We start from the raw sequence: 16,860 nt of genomic DNA, 5'->3' as shown, positions 1-16,860 counted from the left end.
AGGATTAGGCCACCCCTATTCAGTTCAAAAGTAGCCATGCACGAACAATATCAGCCCCGTGAAATAGAAAATGCCGCCCAAACTTTCTGGGATGAGCAAAAGTCCTTTGAAGTCAGTGAACAGCCAGGCAAGGAGACTTACTACTGCCTATCGATGTTCCCTTACCCCAGCGGCAAACTACACATGGGGCACGTGCGTAACTACACCATCGGCGACGTGATTTCCCGCTACCAGCGCATGCTCGGCAAAAACGTCCTGCAACCTATGGGTTGGGACGCCTTCGGCATGCCTGCGGAAAACGCCGCGATGAAAAACAACGTAGCGCCCGCCAAGTGGACCTACGAAAACATCGCCTACATGAAGTCCCAACTGCGCAGCCTGGGCCTGGCCGTGGACTGGTCCCGCGAAGTGACCACCTGCAAGCCGGACTACTACCGCTGGGAACAATGGCTGTTCACTCGCCTGTTCGAAAAAGGCGTGATCTACAAAAAAAGCGGCACCGTGAACTGGGACCCGGTCGACCAGACCGTCCTGGCCAACGAGCAAGTGATCGACGGTCGCGGCTGGCGTTCCGGCGCGCTGATCGAGAAGCGCGAAATCCCGATGTACTACTTCAAGATCACCGCCTACGCGGATGAACTCTTGTCGAGCCTCGACGACCTGCCGGGCTGGCCTGAACAGGTCAAGACCATGCAACGCAACTGGATCGGCAAGTCCAAGGGCATGGAAGTGCAGTTCCCGTACAACGTCGATTCCATCGGCGCCGAGGGCGCACTGAAAGTCTTCACCACCCGTCCGGACACCCTGATGGGCGCGACCTACGTCGCCGTGGCCGCGGAACACCCGCTGGCCACCCTGGCCGCCAAAAACAATCCTGAGCTGCAGGCCTTTATCGCCGAATGCAAAGGCGGCAGCGTGGCCGAAGCCGACGTCGCCACCCAGGAGAAAAAAGGCCTGCCGACCTCGCTGTTCGTCGAGCACCCATTGACCGGCGAAAAACTGCCGGTATGGGTCGCCAACTATGTGCTGATGCACTATGGCGATGGCGCAGTAATGGCAGTGCCGGCCCACGACGAGCGCGACTTCGAATTCGCAACCAAGTACAACCTGCCGATCAAGTCGGTGGTACGCACCAGCTCCGGCGATAGCAACCCGGCCCCGTGGCAAGACGCCTACGGCGAGCACGGCACCCTGATCAACTCCGGCGAGTTCGACGGCCTGGACTTCGTCGGTGCCTTCGACGCCATGGAAGTCGCACTGATCAAGAAAAACCTCGGCGCCTCGCGCACCCAGTTCCGCCTGCGCGACTGGGGCATCAGCCGCCAGCGCTACTGGGGCTGCCCGATCCCGATCATCCACTGCGAAAGCTGTGGCGATGTGCCGGTGCCGGAAGACCAACTGCCAGTAGTTCTGCCGGAAGACGTGGTGCCAGACGGTGCCGGCTCGCCCCTGGCGCGCATGCCCGAGTTCTACGAGTGCAACTGCCCGAAATGCGGCCAGCCTGCCAAGCGTGAAACCGACACCATGGACACCTTCGTCGAGTCCTCGTGGTATTACGCCCGCTACGCCTCGCCACACTATGAAGGCGGCCTTGTGGAGAAATCCGCAGCCGACCACTGGTTGCCAGTGGATCAGTACATCGGCGGTATCGAACACGCGATCCTGCACCTGCTGTACGCGCGCTTCTTCCACAAGTTGATGCGTGACGAAGGCCTGGTCAGTTCCGACGAGCCGTTCAAGAACCTGCTGACCCAGGGCATGGTGATCGCCGAGACCTACTATCGTCGCGAAGCCAACGGCGCCTACACCTGGTTCAACCCGGCAGACGTCGAGCTGGAACGTGACAGCAAGGCCAAGGTAATCAGCGCCAAGCTGAAATCCGACGGCCTGCCGGTGGAAATCGGCGGCACCGAGAAGATGGCCAAGTCGAAGAACAACGGCGTCGACCCACAGTCGATGATCGATCAGTTCGGCGCCGACACCTGCCGTCTGTTCATGATGTTCGCCTCGCCGCCTGACATGAGCGCCGAATGGTCGGACTCCGGCGTCGAAGGTTCGCACCGTTTCCTCAAGCGCGTCTGGCGCCTGGCGCACGCCCATATCAGCCAGGGCTTGCCGGGCAAACTGGACGTGGCATCGCTGAACGACGAGCAAAAACTCATTCGCCGTAGCACCCACCTGGCCATCAAGCAAGCCAGCCAGGATGTGGGCCAGCACCACAAATTCAACACCGCCATCGCCCAGGTGATGACGCTGATGAACGTGCTGGAAAAAGCGCCACAAGCCACCGCACAGGACCGCGCACTGGTACAGGAAGGCCTGGAAACTGTGGTGCTGTTGCTGGCACCGATTACTCCGCACATCAGCCACGACCTGTGGAGCCAGTTGGGCCACAGTGGCGCGGTGATCGATGCTGCATGGCCGGTCGCCGATGACAGCGCCCTGGTACAGGACACGCTGCAACTGGTGATTCAGGTCAACGGCAAGCTGCGCGGCCAGATCGACATGCCGGCCAGCGCCAGCCGTGAAGAAGTCGAAGCCGCCGCTCGCTGCAATGAGAACGTGCTGCGCTTCACCGAAGGCCTGACGATCCGCAAAGTGATCGTGGTGCCCGGCAAACTGGTCAATATCGTCGCTAGCTAATCGGATCGGGCGCCAGGGCAAGAGCCCCGGCGCCGAACAAAACCTCCAGGGCCTCGATAAGGCCCACATGGTTTCAAGGGGAGCAATAAAATGATCAAACGCAACCTGCTGGTTATGGGCCTTGCCGTACTGCTGAGCGCTTGCGGCTTCCAGCTGCGCGGCACCGGCACCACGGAACTGGCGATCAAGGAACTGGATGTCAGCGCACGCAACGCCTATGGCGAAACCGTGACCCAGCTGCGCCAAACCCTGGAAAACAGCGGCGTCAAAGTCTATCCCGGTGCAGCTTACAAGCTGGTGCTGATCGACGAGAAAGAAACCCAGCGTAATCTCAGCTACGCCAGTGCTGGCCGTTCTTCGGACATCGAGCTGAGCAACATGCTCATGTTCCAGATCCAGGGCCACGACCAACTACCGCTGATCAGCGACAAGCTGCAAGTGCAGAAGGTCGTGACCCATGACGGCAACAATCTGGTCGGCTCGGACACCGAGGTCAATCAGGTGCGCACTGAAATGCGTCGTGACCTGGTCCAGCGTATGGTGCTGCGCCTGCAGATGATCAGCCCGGCCCAACTGGATGCTCTGCAGCAGACTGCCGACGCCAAGGCCAAGGCGGATGCCGAGGCGCTGAAAGCCGCGCAGGACTATGAAAACAGCATCCCCAAGCAATCGCCTGTTGAAGTCCCTGCCGAGTAAACCAGACGGGGCGCGTCAAGCGCCCCGTTCATCCTGCCTATGAAACTCGCTCCCGCCCAACTCGCCAAACACCTGCAAGGCAGCCTCGCGCCTGTGTACATCGTTAGTGGCGATGATCCACTGCTGTGCCAGGAAGCCGCCGACACCATTCGCCAAGCTGCGCGCCAGCAAGGCTTTGATGAACGCCAGGTGTTCAGCGCCGACGCCAGCTTCGACTGGGGTACCCTGCTCCAGGCTGGGGCCAGCATGTCGTTGTTTGCCGAAAAACGCCTGCTGGAACTGCGCCTGCCCTCTGGCAAGCCTGGGGATAAAGGCGCGGCAGCCCTGATGGAATACTGTTCACGCCCCGCCGAGGACACGCTGCTGCTGATCAGCTTGCCCAAGCTCGATGGCAGCGCGCAGAAAACCAAATGGGGCAAGGCACTGGTCGAAGGGGCACAGACCCAGTTCATCCAGATCTGGCCGGTCGATAGCAGCCAGTTGCCACAATGGATTCGCCAGCGCCTGTCGCAAGCCGGGCTGTCGGCCACCCAGGATGCTGTCGAACTGATTGCTGCTCGGGTCGAGGGCAACCTGCTGGCCGCCGCCCAGGAAATCGAAAAGCTCAAGCTGATGGCCGAAGACGGGCAGATTACCGTCGAAACCGTGCAGGGAGCGGTGGCCGACAGTGCGCGTTTTGACGTGTTCGGGTTGGTGGACGCGATCCTCAATGGCGAGCCGGCGCATGCCCTGCGCATGCTCGAAGGGCTGCGCGGCGAAGGCGTGGAACCGCCAGTGATTCTCTGGGCCCTGGCCCGCGAACTGCGCGTGTTGGCCAATATTGCCCTGCAATACAGCCAGGGCACGCCACTGGACAAATGTTTCAGCCAGCCCCGCCCGCCGATCTGGGACAAGCGCAAGCCCCTGATGAGCAAGGCGCTGCAACGGCACTCGGCGCAACGCTGGGCGCAACTGTTACTCGAGGCCCAGCGCATCGATGCACAGATCAAGGGCCAGGCTGCAGGGTCGCCATGGATGAGCTTGAGCCGTTTGTCGCTGCTCATGTCCGGCCAGCGCCTGACACTGCCTGCCGAATAATAAATCCCCCAGAGCAACACAAAACCAATGTGGGAGCGGGCTTGCTCGCGAAGGCGCAGTGTCAGTCAATGGATCAGGCGACTGACACTCCGCCTTCGCGAGCAAGCCCGCTCCCACACCGGCATTTCACATTCAGACCGAGGCCATGTCCTACATCGCGCCGGGCTGGACAGCCGGCCAACTTCGGCAGATGATTTGCACCGCATTACCCACCCCATCGGAGAGTCCCGATCATGAGCAAAAAGCCATCCAAGCATGGCCCCAACAAGGCCAAATCCATCATCGCCCAGCCGTTGTTCCGCAGTCGCCAGGAACGAGCCGGCAAAGGCAAAGGCAGCTACCGCCGCGAAGCCTTCCAGTCTAATAGCTGGGAGGCTTCTTACTTTCTGGCTGCCTGAAGGCAAGCGCCCCTCTGGCATGATAAGGTCTGCACCTGATTCGTATTTCCTGGACCTGTGCATGCCCTCTAGTCTTTCCCGTCGTTGGCACCTTCGCCAATTGATTGCTGCCTCCAGCCTGATCCTGTTAGTCGCCTGCGCCGAAAAACCCACCGCCGCCGACGCTCAGCCCCTACCCACGCTCCAGACCGCACCGGTTGCCGCACCCGCCGTAGTTGCGCCCCTGGCCGTGACCAATCTCGATATCCAGCCGACCCAGACCTTCGCCCAATGGCAGGCAGGTTTTCGCGTCGAGGCCCTCAAGGCCGGCATTACCCCTGCGGTGTTCGACACAGCATTCTCCAACGTCACCCCCGACATGGCAGTCATCCGCGCCGATCGCAGCCAACCGGAGTTTTCCCGCCCGGTCTGGGAATACCTCAATGGCGCCTTGTCGCCAGTACGCGTGCGCAATGGCCAGGCGTTGCTGATCAAACACGCCGATATCCTGCAAAACATCGAACAACGCTACGGCGTCGATCGCCAGGTGCTGGTCTCTGTGTGGGGCATGGAGAGTAACTTCGGCACGTTCCAGGGCAACAACTCGGTGATCCGCTCCCTGGCGACCCTGGCCTACGAAGGCCGCCGCCCGGCATTCGCCCAGGCGCAGTTGCTGGCCGCGCTGCAAATCATCCAGCACGGCGATATCCCGGCCGAGCAGATGCGCGGTTCCTGGGCCGGTGCCATGGGCCAGACTCAGTTCATTCCAACCACCTATAACACCCACGCGGTGGACTTCGATGGCGACGGTCGCCGCGATATCTGGAATAGCTCGGCCGACGCCCTCGCTTCCACTGCGCACTACCTGCAGAGCTCGGGCTGGCAGAAAGGCCAGCCGTGGGGTTTTGAGGTGCAACAGTTACCCGTGAGCTTCGATTACGCGCTGGCCGATGGCGTGGTACGCAAGCCAGTGGGCGAATGGTTGAGACTGGGGCTGCAGGTGCCCGCCGGTGCCAGCGTACCGCCCAATGTAGATACGCTGTCCGCTGCCCTTCTGCTGCCGGCAGGCCACCGTGGCCCGGCATTCCTGGTGCTGGATAACTTCCGTGCGATCCTCAAGTACAACAACTCGTCGTCCTACGCCCTGGCGGTCGGCCTGTTGTCCGAACGCTTTGGCGGTGGTGGCGTGATTCGCGGGGATTGGCCAACGGACGAACTGCCGTTGACCCGCTCCCAACGTATCGAGTTGCAGACGGTGCTGAGCGCCAAGGGCTATGACGCTGGCAACGCGGACGGGATCATCGGCGCCAATACGCGTAAGGCGATTCGCGCGGCGCAGCAGTCGTTGGGCTGGCCGGCGGATGGGTATCCGACGGTGAAGTTGCTGGAGTCGTTGCAGAATCGCTGATGTGCTTGGTGGTGAGCGGGCTTGTCACAAAAGCCCGTTCGTCACAGCGCAGTGCCTAGTCAACAAAAAGCACTGGCCCACTGAAGTCAGGCTTACGCACCACATCCTGCTCCAACACCAACCGCTGCTCCCCCGCATCCAGGCGCACCAAAGCGCCCATCGGTAAGGTCAGGTTCGGGTCGCAATGGCCGCTGCGCCAGCCGGACAGGACCGGGATGCATAACGGTGCGAACGTCTGTTTCAGCAGCCTGTCCAGCGCCGTGCTATCTACCCCCGCTACATCCCCCACCAGCACACCGCGAACCTGCGCCAACTTGCCCGCCAGGCGCAAATGCGTCAGCAGGCGGTCGATACGGTAGATCGGTTCGTTGACGTCCTCGATAAACAGAATGATGCCCTCGGCATCGATTTCGAACGGTGTGCCCATCACGGCCGCGATCATCGACAGGTTGCCACCCAGCAGGCGCCCACAAGCGATGCCAGGTTCGATCGTGGTCAACGGGAAGGCCACCGGGTGCGCCAGCACACTGCCGGCACCTAGCTGCCCACGCAGCAGGCTGAACAGTGATGACTCGGTGGGTGGTTGTTTGTCGCCCAGCAGATCGGCATTGAGCATTGGGCCATGGAAGGTCACAAATCCGGCGTAGCGGCTGATTGCCAGGTGCAGCGCGGTGATATCGCTGTAGCCTACAAACGGCTTGGGGTTCGCGGCCAGCAGCTCGAAATCCACACCGTCGAGTAAGCGGGGAGTGCCATAGCCACCGCGCAGGCAGAAGATGGCATCGATCTCAGGATCGGCGAAGGCCGCGTGCAGGTCGCGCAGACGCACTTCATCGCTGCCGGCCAGGTAGCCGTCGCGCTCGTACACCCCCGTGAAGATCCGCAGCTCGTAGCCGCGGGCGCGCATCCATTGCCCGGCTTTCTCAACGTCCAGCGTGGCGGGGCCAGCGGGGGCGATCAGGCCGATAGTGCCTTCAACTCGCAACGCGGGTACGACGGCACTCGCTTGAGCGGTCATCCATGTTCTCCCTATCTGTAGCGCAGAACCCAATGTGGGAACGGGCTTGCTCGCGATGGCGCAGTGTCAGTCAATGGATCAGGTGACTGATACTGCGCCTTCGCGGGCAAGCCCGCTCCCACACAATGCCGCGCTTCACATTGATTCTGCGGTGCGGCTTAAGAAACCAGGCTCGCCTTGACCAGCTTGGCCTGCTCGTCGGCGTGATACGACGAACGCACCAGCGGGCCCGAGGCAACGTTCTTGAAGCCCATCTTGTAGCCTTCTTCGGCAAACCAGGCAAAGGTGTCCGGGTGTACGAAACGCTGCACCGGCAAGTGGCTGCGCGACGGCTGCAGGTACTGGCCCAGGGTCAGCATGTCGATGTCGTGTTCGCGCATGCGCTTCATGACTTCGATCACTTCCTCGTCGGTTTCGCCCAGGCCCAGCATCAGGCCGGACTTGGTCGGGATGTGCGGCATCATCTGCTTGAATTTCTGCAGCAGGGTCAGCGACCACTGGTAGTCCGAACCCGGACGCGCGGCCTTGTACAGGCGCGGCACGGTTTCCAGGTTGTGGTTGAACACATCTGGCGGCTCGGCAGCGGTGATTTCCAGGGCGACATCCATGCGGCCACGGTAGTCCGGGACCAGGGTCTCGAGCATCACGTTCGGCGACAATTTGCGGATTTCGCGAATGCAGTCGGCAAAGTGCTGGGCACCGCCGTCGCGCAGGTCATCACGGTCTACCGAGGTGATCACCACGTACTTGAGTTTCAGGTCGGCAATGGCGATGGCCAGGCTTTCTGGCTCGTTGACGTCCAGTGGCTTCGGCCGGCCATGGCCAACGTCGCAGAACGGGCAACGACGGGTGCAGATGTCACCCATGATCATGAAGGTGGCGGTGCCGCCGGAGAAGCATTCGCCTAGGTTCGGGCAGGAGGCTTCTTCGCACACGCTGTGCAGCTTGTGTTTGCGCAGCAGGGCCTTGATGCGGTCGACTTCCGGCGAGACCGGGATGCGCACGCGGATCCAGTCGGGCTTTTTCGGCAGTTCGGTGGTCGGAATGATCTTCACCGGGATACGTGCAACCTTCTCGGCGCCGCGCAGCTTGACGCCGGCTTCCACCTTGGCACGCGGAGCCGGGGCCGGACGTTCGGTAATGTCCAGCGTCGGGATCATGGTTTGCACAACATCAGTAGTCATATCAGTCGATTCCGCCCGTCAGGGTCGTCTGCTCAGCATAGTCGAGGTGTTTGACGAGCTGCGCGCGCAGCCGGGCACTTACCTCGGCAAATTCTATGGGTGTTGCGTGATCGCTCAACTGGGTCATGGCCAAACCGGCGTAACCACAGGGATTGATCCGGCGAAACGGCGCCAGGTCCATGTCCACGTTCAGGGCCAAGCCATGAAAGGAACAGCCATGGCGGATGCGCAGGCCCAGGGAGGCGATTTTCGCGCCGTCGACATACACACCGGGTGCATCGGGCTTGGCCGCCGCCGCTACACCGTAGCTGGCCAAGAGTTCGATCAGGCAGTTTTCCATGCGACTGACCAGCTCGCGCACGCCATAACCCAGCTTGCGCACATCCAGCAGCAAATAAGCCACCAGTTGCCCGGGCCCATGGTAAGTCACTTGACCACCTCGGTCGACCTGCACCACCGCAATATCACCCGGAAGTAGTAGATGCTCGGCCTTACCGGCCTGGCCCTGGGTGAATACCGGCGGGTGCTCCACCAACCAGACTTCATCAGGAGCCGAAGTGCCGCGCTCATTGGTGAAGCGCTGCATGGCGTGCCAGACGGGCTCGTAGGCCATCTGGCCGAGCTCGCGAAAGCCCAGGACCTGTGACATCACAACACCATGTGTACGAAACCGGTGGCTCGCAGTTCGCTGTTGATGTCGTAGAGCTGGTCTTGACCGATTGCAACGATGTGCAACTGGATCGTGGTGTACTTACCGTTGGTGCTCAAACGCTCATCCACACGGTTGTCGTTGATCGTTGCGTGTTTACGCATGATCTCGAGGATCTTGTCTTTGTTGCCTACACCGGTATCGCTAATCACCTTGACGGGATAGTCCACCACAGGGAATTCGATCTTTGGCGCCTTTACTTCTTTATCGGTCATGGCGTAACGGCCTCGTAAGCGGTAAGCCGTGGCGACGGGCAAAGCCCCGCGTCGGATCAACGCGGGGCTTTGCGGGTGCACACAATCAGTTGAACAAGCCGTAGAAGAATAGACGGATGCTATCCCACACGCGGCGGAAGATACCACCTTCCTCAACGGCGTCGAGTGCGATCAGATCGGCGCTGTGTACGACTTTGTCGTCCAGCTTCACTTCGACTTTACCGATCACATCGCCCTTGGCGATAGGCGCGGTCAGTTGTGGGTTCATGGTCATGCTGGCAGCCAGTTTCTTCAGCTGGCCTTTAGGCATGGTCAGGGTCAGGTCATCCGCCAGGCCGGCCTTGACTTGACGCTCGGTACCTTTCCAGACCGGAGCCTGGGCCAGTTCAGCGCCCTTCTGGTAGAAGGTCTGGGTTTCGAAGAAGCGGAAACCGTAGGTCAACAGCTTCTGAGTCTCGGCGGCACGGGCCTGCTCGCTGTTGGTGCCGAACACCACGGCGATCAGGCGTTGGCCGTCACGCACAGCCGAAGACACCATGCAGTAGCCGGCTTCGTCAGTGTGGCCGGTTTTCAGGCCATCGACAGTCTTGTCGCGCCACAGCAGCAGGTTGCGGTTAGGCTGTTTGATGTTGTTCCAGAAGAACTCTTTCTGGGAGTAGATGGCGTAGTGCACCGGGTCGACGCGAATGATCGCGCGCGCCAGGATCGCCATGTCATGGGCCGACGAGTAGTGGTCTGGGTTCGGCAGGCCGGTCGGGTTCATGAAGTGGCTGTTGGTCATGCCCAGGTCAGTCACGGTTTTGTTCATCATGTCGGCGAATGCATCTTCGCTGCCGGCAATGTGCTCAGCCAGGGCGACGCTGGCGTCGTTGCCGGACTGGATGATGATGCCGTGCAGCAGGTCGCTGACAGTTACCTGGGAGCCGACCTTGATGAACATCCGCGAACCGCCGGTACGCCAGGCGTTTTCGCTGACGGTCACCGGATCGTTTTCACCGATCTGGCCGCGACGGATTTCCAGGGTCGCGATGTAGGCGGTCATCAGCTTGGTCAGGCTGGCCGGCGGCAGGCGCTGGTCACCGTTGTTTTCGACCAGCACGTTGCCGCTGGCGGCATCCATGAGCACGTAGGACTTGGCAGCCAGTTGCGGTGGCGCTGGCATCATTTCGACGGCCCAGGCAGCGGGCGCGATGATCAGCGGGACAAGCAGGCACAGGCGTTTGGCTAAGGTGGTGATGTTCATCCGTCTCTCGAAATTGCTTATGGAAACTTGCCCTCGCGGGCAAAACTATTCAGACAACCCGTTGCCAGGCTGTCGCGTATTCAGTTGCCAGCTCAACCCTTGCCTTCGGGTTTTTATTATTCGACGAGCCTACAACCAGGGCCCCGGCACGCAAGCGCGCCAGCACCCTAGATCCGCTACTGCTTATTCGGCGCTGACCACGCTGGGCTGACCCAGGTTGGCCAATCGCACGCTGTTCTGCACCTGGGCAATCTCGCCCGCCGAGCCCAGGGGGCCCAGGCGTACCCGGTGCAGGGTCTGTTGGTTACGCACGATGGAGCTGATAAACACTGGCGCGCTGACCATCCCGCTGAGCTTGGACCTTAACAGTTCTGCCGCATCCGGGTTGGCGAAAGCACCGACTTGCAGGTACTGCCCGCCCGCCGCGTTGCCCGGCGCCGCCTGTGGCACGGCCACGACTGGCGCGGCGTGTTGCTGGGGCGGCGGCGTCCACTGCTCGACCTTGCCCGCCGAAGCGGTGATCTGCGGTTGCGCGCTTTGTGGTTCGTTGAGCATCAATGGCGCCGGTTTGCCGCGCTGGGCCCAGTACTGGGCCGGGTCGATGCCTTCGACCTTGACCCGCGCCGTGCCGGATTCGGCATAGCCGAGTTTTTTCGCGGCAGCGTAGGACAAGTCGATGATTCGATCGGAATAGAACGGCCCACGGTCGTTGACCCGCAGGATTACCGTGCGGTTGTTGTCCAGGTTGGTCACCCGCACATAGGCCGGCAGCGGCAGGGTCTTGTGTGCCGCGCTCATGCCGTACAGGTCATACACCTCGCCGTTGGCGGTGTTCTGGCCGTGGAACTTGGTGCCGTACCAGGACGCCGTGCCCGACTGCACGTAGTTCTTGGACTCTTGCAGTGGGAAGTAGGTCTTGCCCAGCACCGTGTAGGGGTTGGCTTTATAGTTGCCGGTATGCAGGGTCGGCGTGGCATCCGGGATGCGCGAGACATCGACGTCCCACCACGGCGCGCCGTCCTTGTGAGCCCGGTTGATATCCAGCCCCGGCTGCGCCCGGACTACCGGGCCCGCGGCCTTCTGCGCCGGCGCACGGCTGGTGGAGCAACTGACAACCAGCAAGGACAGTGCGGCTAGCGCCACCAGCTTGAGCGGTTTATTGATCGGCGATACCCGCATTACTTGACGCCCCGTGCTTGAACCAGCATGTCTGACAGCTGATGCACGGCCATGGCGTACATCACACTGCGGTTATAACGCGTAATTGCGTAAAAATTCTTCAGGCCCATCCAATATTCCGGGCCGTCTGCACCTTCCAGGCGAAAGGCGGTAACCGGCATATCATCGCGCAGCGCATCATGACTTGACCAGCCCAGCGCCCGCAACTCCCCGACGGTTTTCACCGGCTCGATGCCCTGGGTCAGGCCCTCATCGGCGCGATCTCCCGTGACATCGGCACGGATCACCACCGGCTCGCCAGCGACCCAGCCATGGCGTTTGAAGTAGCTGGCAACGCTGCCGATGGCATCATCGGGGTTGCTCCAGATATTGATATGGCCATCACCGTCAAAATCCACGGCATAGGCGCGAAAGCTGCTGGGCATGAATTGGGGCAGGCCCATGGCACCGGCGTAGGAGCCTTTGAGGGTCAATGGGTCGACCTGCTCTTCACGGGCCAGCAGCAGGAACTCACGCAGTTCCTTGCGGAAGAATTCGGCGCGGGGCGGGTAATCGAAGCCCAGGGTCGACAAGGCGTCGATCACCCGGTAACTGCCGGTATTGCGCCCATAAAAGGTTTCTACGCCGATGATCGACACGATCACCTGGGCCGGCACGCCGTATTCCTGCTCGGCGCGGGCCAGTGCGGCCTCGTGCTGCCGCCAGAAGTCCACACCCCGCGCTATACGTGCGTCGGTAAGGAACATCGGGCGATAGTCCTTCCACTGTTTAACGCGCTCGGCAGGGCGAGAAATGGCGTCGAGTATCGCCTGCTTGCGCTGGGCCTCGCGGAACACGCCCATCAGTTGTTCGCCGGCGAAACCATAGTCACGGGTCATCTCACCGACAAATTCGGCGACCTGGGGCGAGCCGTCGTAATCGCCGGCCAGGGCTGGCTGTGAAGCGCCAAAGGCGCCCAACAGGCCCAGACAGGACGCGTATCGAGCAGCCCAGCCGCGCATTGCTTGCATTGACATCTTCACCTTATTCAAACCTGTGCGATCCACTTGCGATGGGTATGGATCGACATCAAAACCCCAAACGCTGACAGTAATGTCACCAGCGAAGTTCCGCCGTAGCTAATGAACGGCAACGGCACCCCAACCACCGGCAGCAGGCCACTGACCATACCGATGTTGACGAAAACGTAAACAAAAAAAGTCATTGTCAGCGCACCGGCGAGCAATTTGCCGAACAGCGTCTGCGCTTGCGCGGTAATCACCAGGCCGCGCCCGATCAACAGCAAGTAGATCAACAGCAGTGCGCAGATGCCCACCAGGCCGAACTCCTCACCCATCACCGCGATAATAAAGTCAGTGTGGCTTTCCGGCAGGAAGTCCAGGTGCGACTGGGTGCCCAGCAGCCAGCCCTTGCCAAACACCCCGCCGGAACCGATGGCGGCCTTGGACTGGATGATATTCCACCCGGTGCCCAGCGGATCGCTCTCGGGATCGAGGAACGTCAGGACCCGCTGCTTCTGATAGTCATGCATGAAAAAGAACCACATGGCGACAGCCACTGGCACGGCCGCCACCAGCACGCTGACGATCCAGCGCCAGCGCAGGCCGCCCATGAACAGCACGAACGCACCGCCGGCGAGAATCAGCAGGCCGGTGCCGAGGTCCGGCTGGCGCACAATCAGGATGAAGGGGATGCCGATCAGGATCAGGCTGATCCCCACATGCTTGAGCTGCGGCGGCAAGGTGCGCTTGGCCAGGTACCAGGCGATGGTGGCCGGCATCAGGATCTTCATGAATTCCGACGGCTGGAAGCGAATCACCCCAGGGATATTGATCCAGCGGGTGGCACCCATGGCGTTATGCCCCATGACGTCCACCACCACCAGCAACAGTACGCCGGCGACGTATCCCAGCGGCACCCAGCGCGCCATGAAACGCGGTTCCAGCTGGGCGATCACCACCATCGACAACAGGCCCAAGCCAAACGACGACGCCTGCTTGATCAACAGATCCCAGTTCTTGCCACTGGCCGAATACAACACGAACAGGCTGCCGGCCGCCAGGGTCAGCAGCAGGATCAGCAACGGGCCATCAATGTGCATGCGCTGCAACAAAGTGGCGCGACGACGCATCACATCCTCACTGGAGAGAATGCGATCAAAATTACTCTTCACGGGCCGTAGCCTCCGCGCTTGAAGGGTTGGCAAACTCAGGCCTGAGCTTGCCGTCCGGGTCCAGCAACCAGGCGTCCATGATCTGGCGCACCACAGGGGCGGCCACACCGGAACCGGACTCGCCGTTCTCGACCATCACCGCCACGGTGATCTTCGGGTTGTCGGCCGGGGCAAAACCGACGAACAAGGCGTGGTCGCGATGGCGTTCCTGGACCTTGGAGCGGTCGTATTTCTCGCCCTGCTTGATTGCCACCACTTGGGCGGTCCCGCTCTTGCCGGCAATCCGGTACTGCGCGCCAACGGCCGCCTTGCGCGCCGTACCCCGGGCGCCGTGCATCACTTGTTGCATGCCGTGGTTGACCTTGGCCCAGTCGGACGGGTCGCGCAGGATGATGTCCGGAATCGGATTTTCATCCACCGGCTGTTCACCCTCGATGGTCTTGGCCAGGTGCGGGCGAATCCACTTGCCCTTGCTGGCCACCAGCGCTGTGGCCTGAGCCAACTGCAAGGGGGTGGCCTGCATGTAACCCTGGCCAATCCCCAGGATCAGGGTCTCACCAGGGAACCATGCCTGGCGACGGGTTGCGCGCTTCCACTCCCGGGAAGGCATCAGGCCTGGGGATTCTTCAAACATGTCCAGGGACACTTTCTGACCCAGGCCAAACTTGCCCATGTAGGTCGACAAACGATCAATCCCCAGCTTATGGGCCAGGTCATAGAAGTAAGTGTCGTTGGAACGCATGATCGCCGTATCCAGATCCACGTAGCCGTCGCCAGTACGGTTCCAGTTACGGTACTTGTGATCGTAGTTGGGCAACATGTAGTAACCCGGATCGTAGACCCGGCTGGAGGCGGTGACGACACCCGCGTCCAGGCCAGCAATCGCCACCGCTGGCTTGATGGTCGAACCCGGTGGATACAGACCGCGCAGCACTCGGTTGAACAGCGGTCGATCAATGGAGTCGCGCAACTCGGCATAGGCCTTGAAGCTGATCCCCGTCACGAACAGGTTGGGGTCGAAACTCGGCTGGCTGACCATCGCCAGGACCTCACCGGTGTTCGGATCCAACGCCACCACCGCGCCGCGACGCCCGCCGAGGGCCATTTCTGCGGCCTCCTGCAGCTTGATATCCAGGCTCAGGACAATGTCCTTGCCGGGAATCGGGTCAGTCCGCTTGAGCACCCGCAGCACGCGGCCACGGGCGTTGGTCTCGACTTCCTCGTAACCCACCTGGCCGTGCAACTGCGGCTCGTAGAAGCGCTCGATACCGGTCTTGCCGATATGGTGGGTGCCGCTGTAATTGACCGGATCGAGGGTTTTGAGCTCTTTCTCGTTGATCCGCCCCATGTAGCCAACCGAGTGGGCAAAGTGCGCCCCTTGCGGATAATGGCGCACCAACTGCGCCACCACTTCCACGCCCGGCAGGCGGAACTGGTTCACCGCGATCCTGGCGATCTGCTCTTCGGTCAGCTCAAACAGGATCGGCACCGGTTCAAACGGGCGCCGCCCCTGCTTCATGCGCTTCTCGAAGATCAGACGGTCTTCCGGCGTCAACTGCAGCACCTCGACAATCACATCGAGGACCTGTGGCCAATCACCGGAACGCTCGCGGGTCATGCTCAAGCTGAAACTGGGCCGGTTATCGGCGATCACCACACCGTTACGGTCGAAAATCAGGCCACGGGTCGGCGGAATCGGTTGCACATGCACCCGGTTGTTTTCCGACAACGTGGAGTGATACTCGTACTGAATCACCTGCAGGTAATACAGACGGGCGATCAACACGCACATCAACGCCACCACCGCGATAGCGCCAAAGATCACCCGCGCGCGTACAAGGCGTGCGTCTTTCTCGTGGTCCTTGATGCGGATCGGCTGGGTCATCAGGCAGGGCGCAGACTATTTGTGGTAAGGGTGCCCGGACAGAACTGTCCAGGCGCGATACAGCTGTTCACCAATCAGGATCCGCACCAGCGGATGGGGCAACGTCAGGGGCGACAGCGACCAGCGCTGATCGGCCCGGGCGCAGACTTCCGGCGCCAGCCCCTCGGGGCCGCCGACCATGAAGTTGACCGTACGCGAATCCAGGCGCCAGCGATCCAGTTCCACCGCCAACTGCTCGGTGCTCCAGGGCTTGCCGTGCACCTCAAGGGTGACGATGCGCTCGTTGGCACCGACCTTGGCCAGCATCGCCTCGCCTTCCTGACGGATAAAGCGCGCCACATCGGCGTTCTTGCCCCGGGTGTTGAGCGGTATTTCCACCAGTTCCAGCGCAAGCTCGGATGGCAGACGCTTGGCATATTCATGCCAGCCTTCTTCCACCCACTTGGGCATGCGTGAACCGACAGCAATCAGACGCAGGCGCACAGCCGTTCCTTATTCCTGGTCTTTGTTGAGCTTGTCGAAGTGCGCGTGACCGACTTCCGGGCTGTGGTGCTTGCCATCGGCGGCACGGCTCTGCTCGGCGCCTTTCCACAGACGCTCCAGGTCGTAGAACTGGCGGGCGTTGCTGGTCATCATGTGCACGATCACGGTGTCCAGGTCAGCCAGCACCCAGTCGCTGTCGCCCTTGCCTTCTTCACCCAATGGCTTGACGCCCTGGGCTTTGACGGCTTCGCGAACCTTGTCCAGCATCGCGCCGATCTGGCGGTTGGAGGTACCGGTGGCGATGATCATGTAGTCGGTGATGCTTTGCTTGTCACGCACGTCCAGGACCTGAATGTCCTGGGCCTTCACGTCTTCCAGGGCCGCGACGGCCAGCGCTACCAGCGCTTCACCCTCGGGAGCCGGGACCAACAGGGCTTCCACCGGCAACGGTGCGCTCTTGAACGTGCCTTTGCGCTTAACTTTGCTTACGTCTTTGTTCGTCATATAAAACTCGTTTTGCTCATTAGTTCGGGCGCTTCAATACACGACTATTCGTGCCTTCAAGCGCGC

The 16,860-nt window shown here is 61.3% G+C and carries 16 protein-coding genes; 5 read left to right on the top strand and 11 right to left on the bottom strand.

The window, feature by feature from the left end; translation table 11 throughout:
- Positions 1 to 36 precede the first annotated feature (36 nt).
- The 5 genes from leuS to HBO09_RS19540 all read left to right on the top strand — a co-directional run bounded on the left by leuS (position 37) and on the right by HBO09_RS19540 (position 6,201).
- Entirely contained in the window at positions 37 to 2,643 is a 2,607-nt protein-coding gene (leuS, locus tag HBO09_RS19560; protein WP_169997667.1) for a leucine--tRNA ligase, read from the top strand.
- Positions 2,644 to 2,733: 90 nt separating this feature from the next.
- Positions 2,734 to 3,339, top strand: coding sequence for an LPS assembly lipoprotein LptE (gene lptE / locus HBO09_RS19555; protein WP_169997669.1), 606 nt, complete (start codon positions 2,734 to 2,736; stop codon positions 3,337 to 3,339).
- Between the two features lie 39 nt (positions 3,340 to 3,378).
- The gene (gene holA / locus HBO09_RS19550; protein ID WP_169997671.1) at positions 3,379 to 4,416 is read left to right on the top strand and encodes a DNA polymerase III subunit delta; all 1,038 of its coding nucleotides are present in this window, start codon (positions 3,379 to 3,381) and stop codon (positions 4,414 to 4,416) included.
- A 233-nt stretch (positions 4,417 to 4,649) separates the two neighbouring features.
- Positions 4,650 to 4,814: an alternative ribosome rescue factor ArfA gene (gene arfA, locus HBO09_RS19545; protein WP_003176285.1), complete on the top strand. Its 165-nt coding sequence runs from the start codon at positions 4,650 to 4,652 to the stop codon at positions 4,812 to 4,814.
- A 61-nt stretch (positions 4,815 to 4,875) separates the two neighbouring features.
- Positions 4,876 to 6,201: a lytic murein transglycosylase gene (locus tag HBO09_RS19540; protein WP_169997673.1), complete on the top strand. Its 1,326-nt coding sequence runs from the start codon at positions 4,876 to 4,878 to the stop codon at positions 6,199 to 6,201.
- 55 nt (positions 6,202 to 6,256) lie between these two features.
- Here HBO09_RS19540 and HBO09_RS19535 read toward each other — a convergent pair whose 3' ends face one another.
- The 11 genes from HBO09_RS19535 to rsfS all read right to left on the bottom strand — a co-directional run bounded on the left by HBO09_RS19535 (position 6,257) and on the right by rsfS (position 16,794).
- Positions 6,257 to 7,219 (bottom strand): LD-carboxypeptidase, encoded by a 963-nt coding sequence (locus HBO09_RS19535; protein ID WP_169997675.1) that lies wholly within the window; start codon positions 7,217 to 7,219, stop codon positions 6,257 to 6,259.
- A gap of 158 nt (positions 7,220 to 7,377) precedes the next feature.
- Positions 7,378 to 8,379 (bottom strand): lipoyl synthase, encoded by a 1,002-nt coding sequence (gene lipA, locus HBO09_RS19530; RefSeq protein ID WP_057444888.1) that lies wholly within the window; start codon positions 8,377 to 8,379, stop codon positions 7,378 to 7,380.
- Positions 8,380 to 8,404: 25 nt separating this feature from the next.
- Complete coding sequence (lipB, locus tag HBO09_RS19525) at positions 8,405 to 9,052, bottom strand: lipoyl(octanoyl) transferase LipB (RefSeq protein WP_169997678.1); 648 nt, start codon at positions 9,050 to 9,052, stop codon at positions 8,405 to 8,407.
- Entirely contained in the window at positions 9,052 to 9,327 is a 276-nt protein-coding gene (locus HBO09_RS19520; RefSeq protein WP_169997680.1) for a DUF493 domain-containing protein, read from the bottom strand. The genes lipB and HBO09_RS19520 overlap by 1 nt, the downstream gene beginning before the upstream one ends.
- Positions 9,328 to 9,412: 85 nt before the next feature.
- Positions 9,413 to 10,570, bottom strand: coding sequence for a D-alanyl-D-alanine carboxypeptidase family protein (locus tag HBO09_RS19515; RefSeq protein WP_029292257.1), 1,158 nt, complete (start codon positions 10,568 to 10,570; stop codon positions 9,413 to 9,415).
- Positions 10,571 to 10,753: 183 nt separating this feature from the next.
- Positions 10,754 to 11,749 carry a septal ring lytic transglycosylase RlpA family protein gene (locus tag HBO09_RS19510; protein WP_169997682.1) on the bottom strand — a complete coding sequence of 332 codons (996 nt, stop codon included), beginning with the start codon at positions 11,747 to 11,749 and terminating at the stop codon, positions 10,754 to 10,756.
- Positions 11,749 to 12,759: a lytic murein transglycosylase B gene (gene mltB, locus HBO09_RS19505; protein WP_169997684.1), complete on the bottom strand. Its 1,011-nt coding sequence runs from the start codon at positions 12,757 to 12,759 to the stop codon at positions 11,749 to 11,751. The genes HBO09_RS19510 and mltB overlap by 1 nt, the downstream gene beginning before the upstream one ends.
- 17 nt (positions 12,760 to 12,776) lie before the next feature.
- Complete coding sequence (gene rodA, locus HBO09_RS19500; protein WP_050492738.1) at positions 12,777 to 13,880, bottom strand: rod shape-determining protein RodA; 1,104 nt, start codon at positions 13,878 to 13,880, stop codon at positions 12,777 to 12,779.
- A 31-nt stretch (positions 13,881 to 13,911) separates the two neighbouring features.
- Positions 13,912 to 15,807, bottom strand: a complete 1,896-nt coding sequence (gene mrdA, locus HBO09_RS19495; RefSeq protein WP_169997686.1) for a penicillin-binding protein 2 — start codon at positions 15,805 to 15,807, stop codon at positions 13,912 to 13,914.
- A 15-nt stretch (positions 15,808 to 15,822) separates the two neighbouring features.
- Positions 15,823 to 16,290, bottom strand: coding sequence for a 23S rRNA (pseudouridine(1915)-N(3))-methyltransferase RlmH (gene rlmH, locus HBO09_RS19490; protein WP_029292262.1), 468 nt, complete (start codon positions 16,288 to 16,290; stop codon positions 15,823 to 15,825).
- Between the two features lie 9 nt (positions 16,291 to 16,299).
- Positions 16,300 to 16,794, bottom strand: a complete 495-nt coding sequence (gene rsfS / locus HBO09_RS19485; protein ID WP_169997688.1) for a ribosome silencing factor — start codon at positions 16,792 to 16,794, stop codon at positions 16,300 to 16,302.
- Positions 16,795 to 16,860: the final 66 nt, after the last annotated feature.

This window comes from Pseudomonas sp. WS 5027 (assembly GCF_012985695.1).
GTDB classification, from domain to species: domain Bacteria; phylum Pseudomonadota; class Gammaproteobacteria; order Pseudomonadales; family Pseudomonadaceae; genus Aquipseudomonas; species Aquipseudomonas hygromyciniae.
This window is presented reverse-complemented; position numbering and strand designations above follow the sequence as displayed.

Coding starts and splice junctions, on each gene's coding strand:
- leuS (WP_169997667.1), top strand. CDS start 37: ATGCACGAACAATATCAGCCCCGTGAAATAGAAAATGCCGCCCAAACT.
- lptE (WP_169997669.1), top strand. CDS start 2,734: ATGATCAAACGCAACCTGCTGGTTATGGGCCTTGCCGTACTGCTGAGC.
- holA (WP_169997671.1), top strand. CDS start 3,379: ATGAAACTCGCTCCCGCCCAACTCGCCAAACACCTGCAAGGCAGCCTC.
- arfA (WP_003176285.1), top strand. CDS start 4,650: ATGAGCAAAAAGCCATCCAAGCATGGCCCCAACAAGGCCAAATCCATC.
- HBO09_RS19540 (WP_169997673.1), top strand. CDS start 4,876: ATGCCCTCTAGTCTTTCCCGTCGTTGGCACCTTCGCCAATTGATTGCT.
- HBO09_RS19535 (WP_169997675.1), bottom strand. CDS start 7,219: ATGACCGCTCAAGCGAGTGCCGTCGTACCCGCGTTGCGAGTTGAAGGC.
- lipA (WP_057444888.1), bottom strand. CDS start 8,379: ATGATCCCGACGCTGGACATTACCGAACGTCCGGCCCCGGCTCCGCGT.
- lipB (WP_169997678.1), bottom strand. CDS start 9,052: ATGTCACAGGTCCTGGGCTTTCGCGAGCTCGGCCAGATGGCCTACGAG.
- HBO09_RS19520 (WP_169997680.1), bottom strand. CDS start 9,327: ATGACCGATAAAGAAGTAAAGGCGCCAAAGATCGAATTCCCTGTGGTG.
- HBO09_RS19515 (WP_029292257.1), bottom strand. CDS start 10,570: ATGAACATCACCACCTTAGCCAAACGCCTGTGCCTGCTTGTCCCGCTG.
- HBO09_RS19510 (WP_169997682.1), bottom strand. CDS start 11,749: ATGCGGGTATCGCCGATCAATAAACCGCTCAAGCTGGTGGCGCTAGCC.
- mltB (WP_169997684.1), bottom strand. CDS start 12,759: ATGCAAGCAATGCGCGGCTGGGCTGCTCGATACGCGTCCTGTCTGGGC.
- rodA (WP_050492738.1), bottom strand. CDS start 13,880: ATGCGTCGTCGCGCCACTTTGTTGCAGCGCATGCACATTGATGGCCCG.
- mrdA (WP_169997686.1), bottom strand. CDS start 15,807: ATGACCCAGCCGATCCGCATCAAGGACCACGAGAAAGACGCACGCCTT.
- rsfS (WP_169997688.1), bottom strand. CDS start 16,794: ATGACGAACAAAGACGTAAGCAAAGTTAAGCGCAAAGGCACGTTCAAG.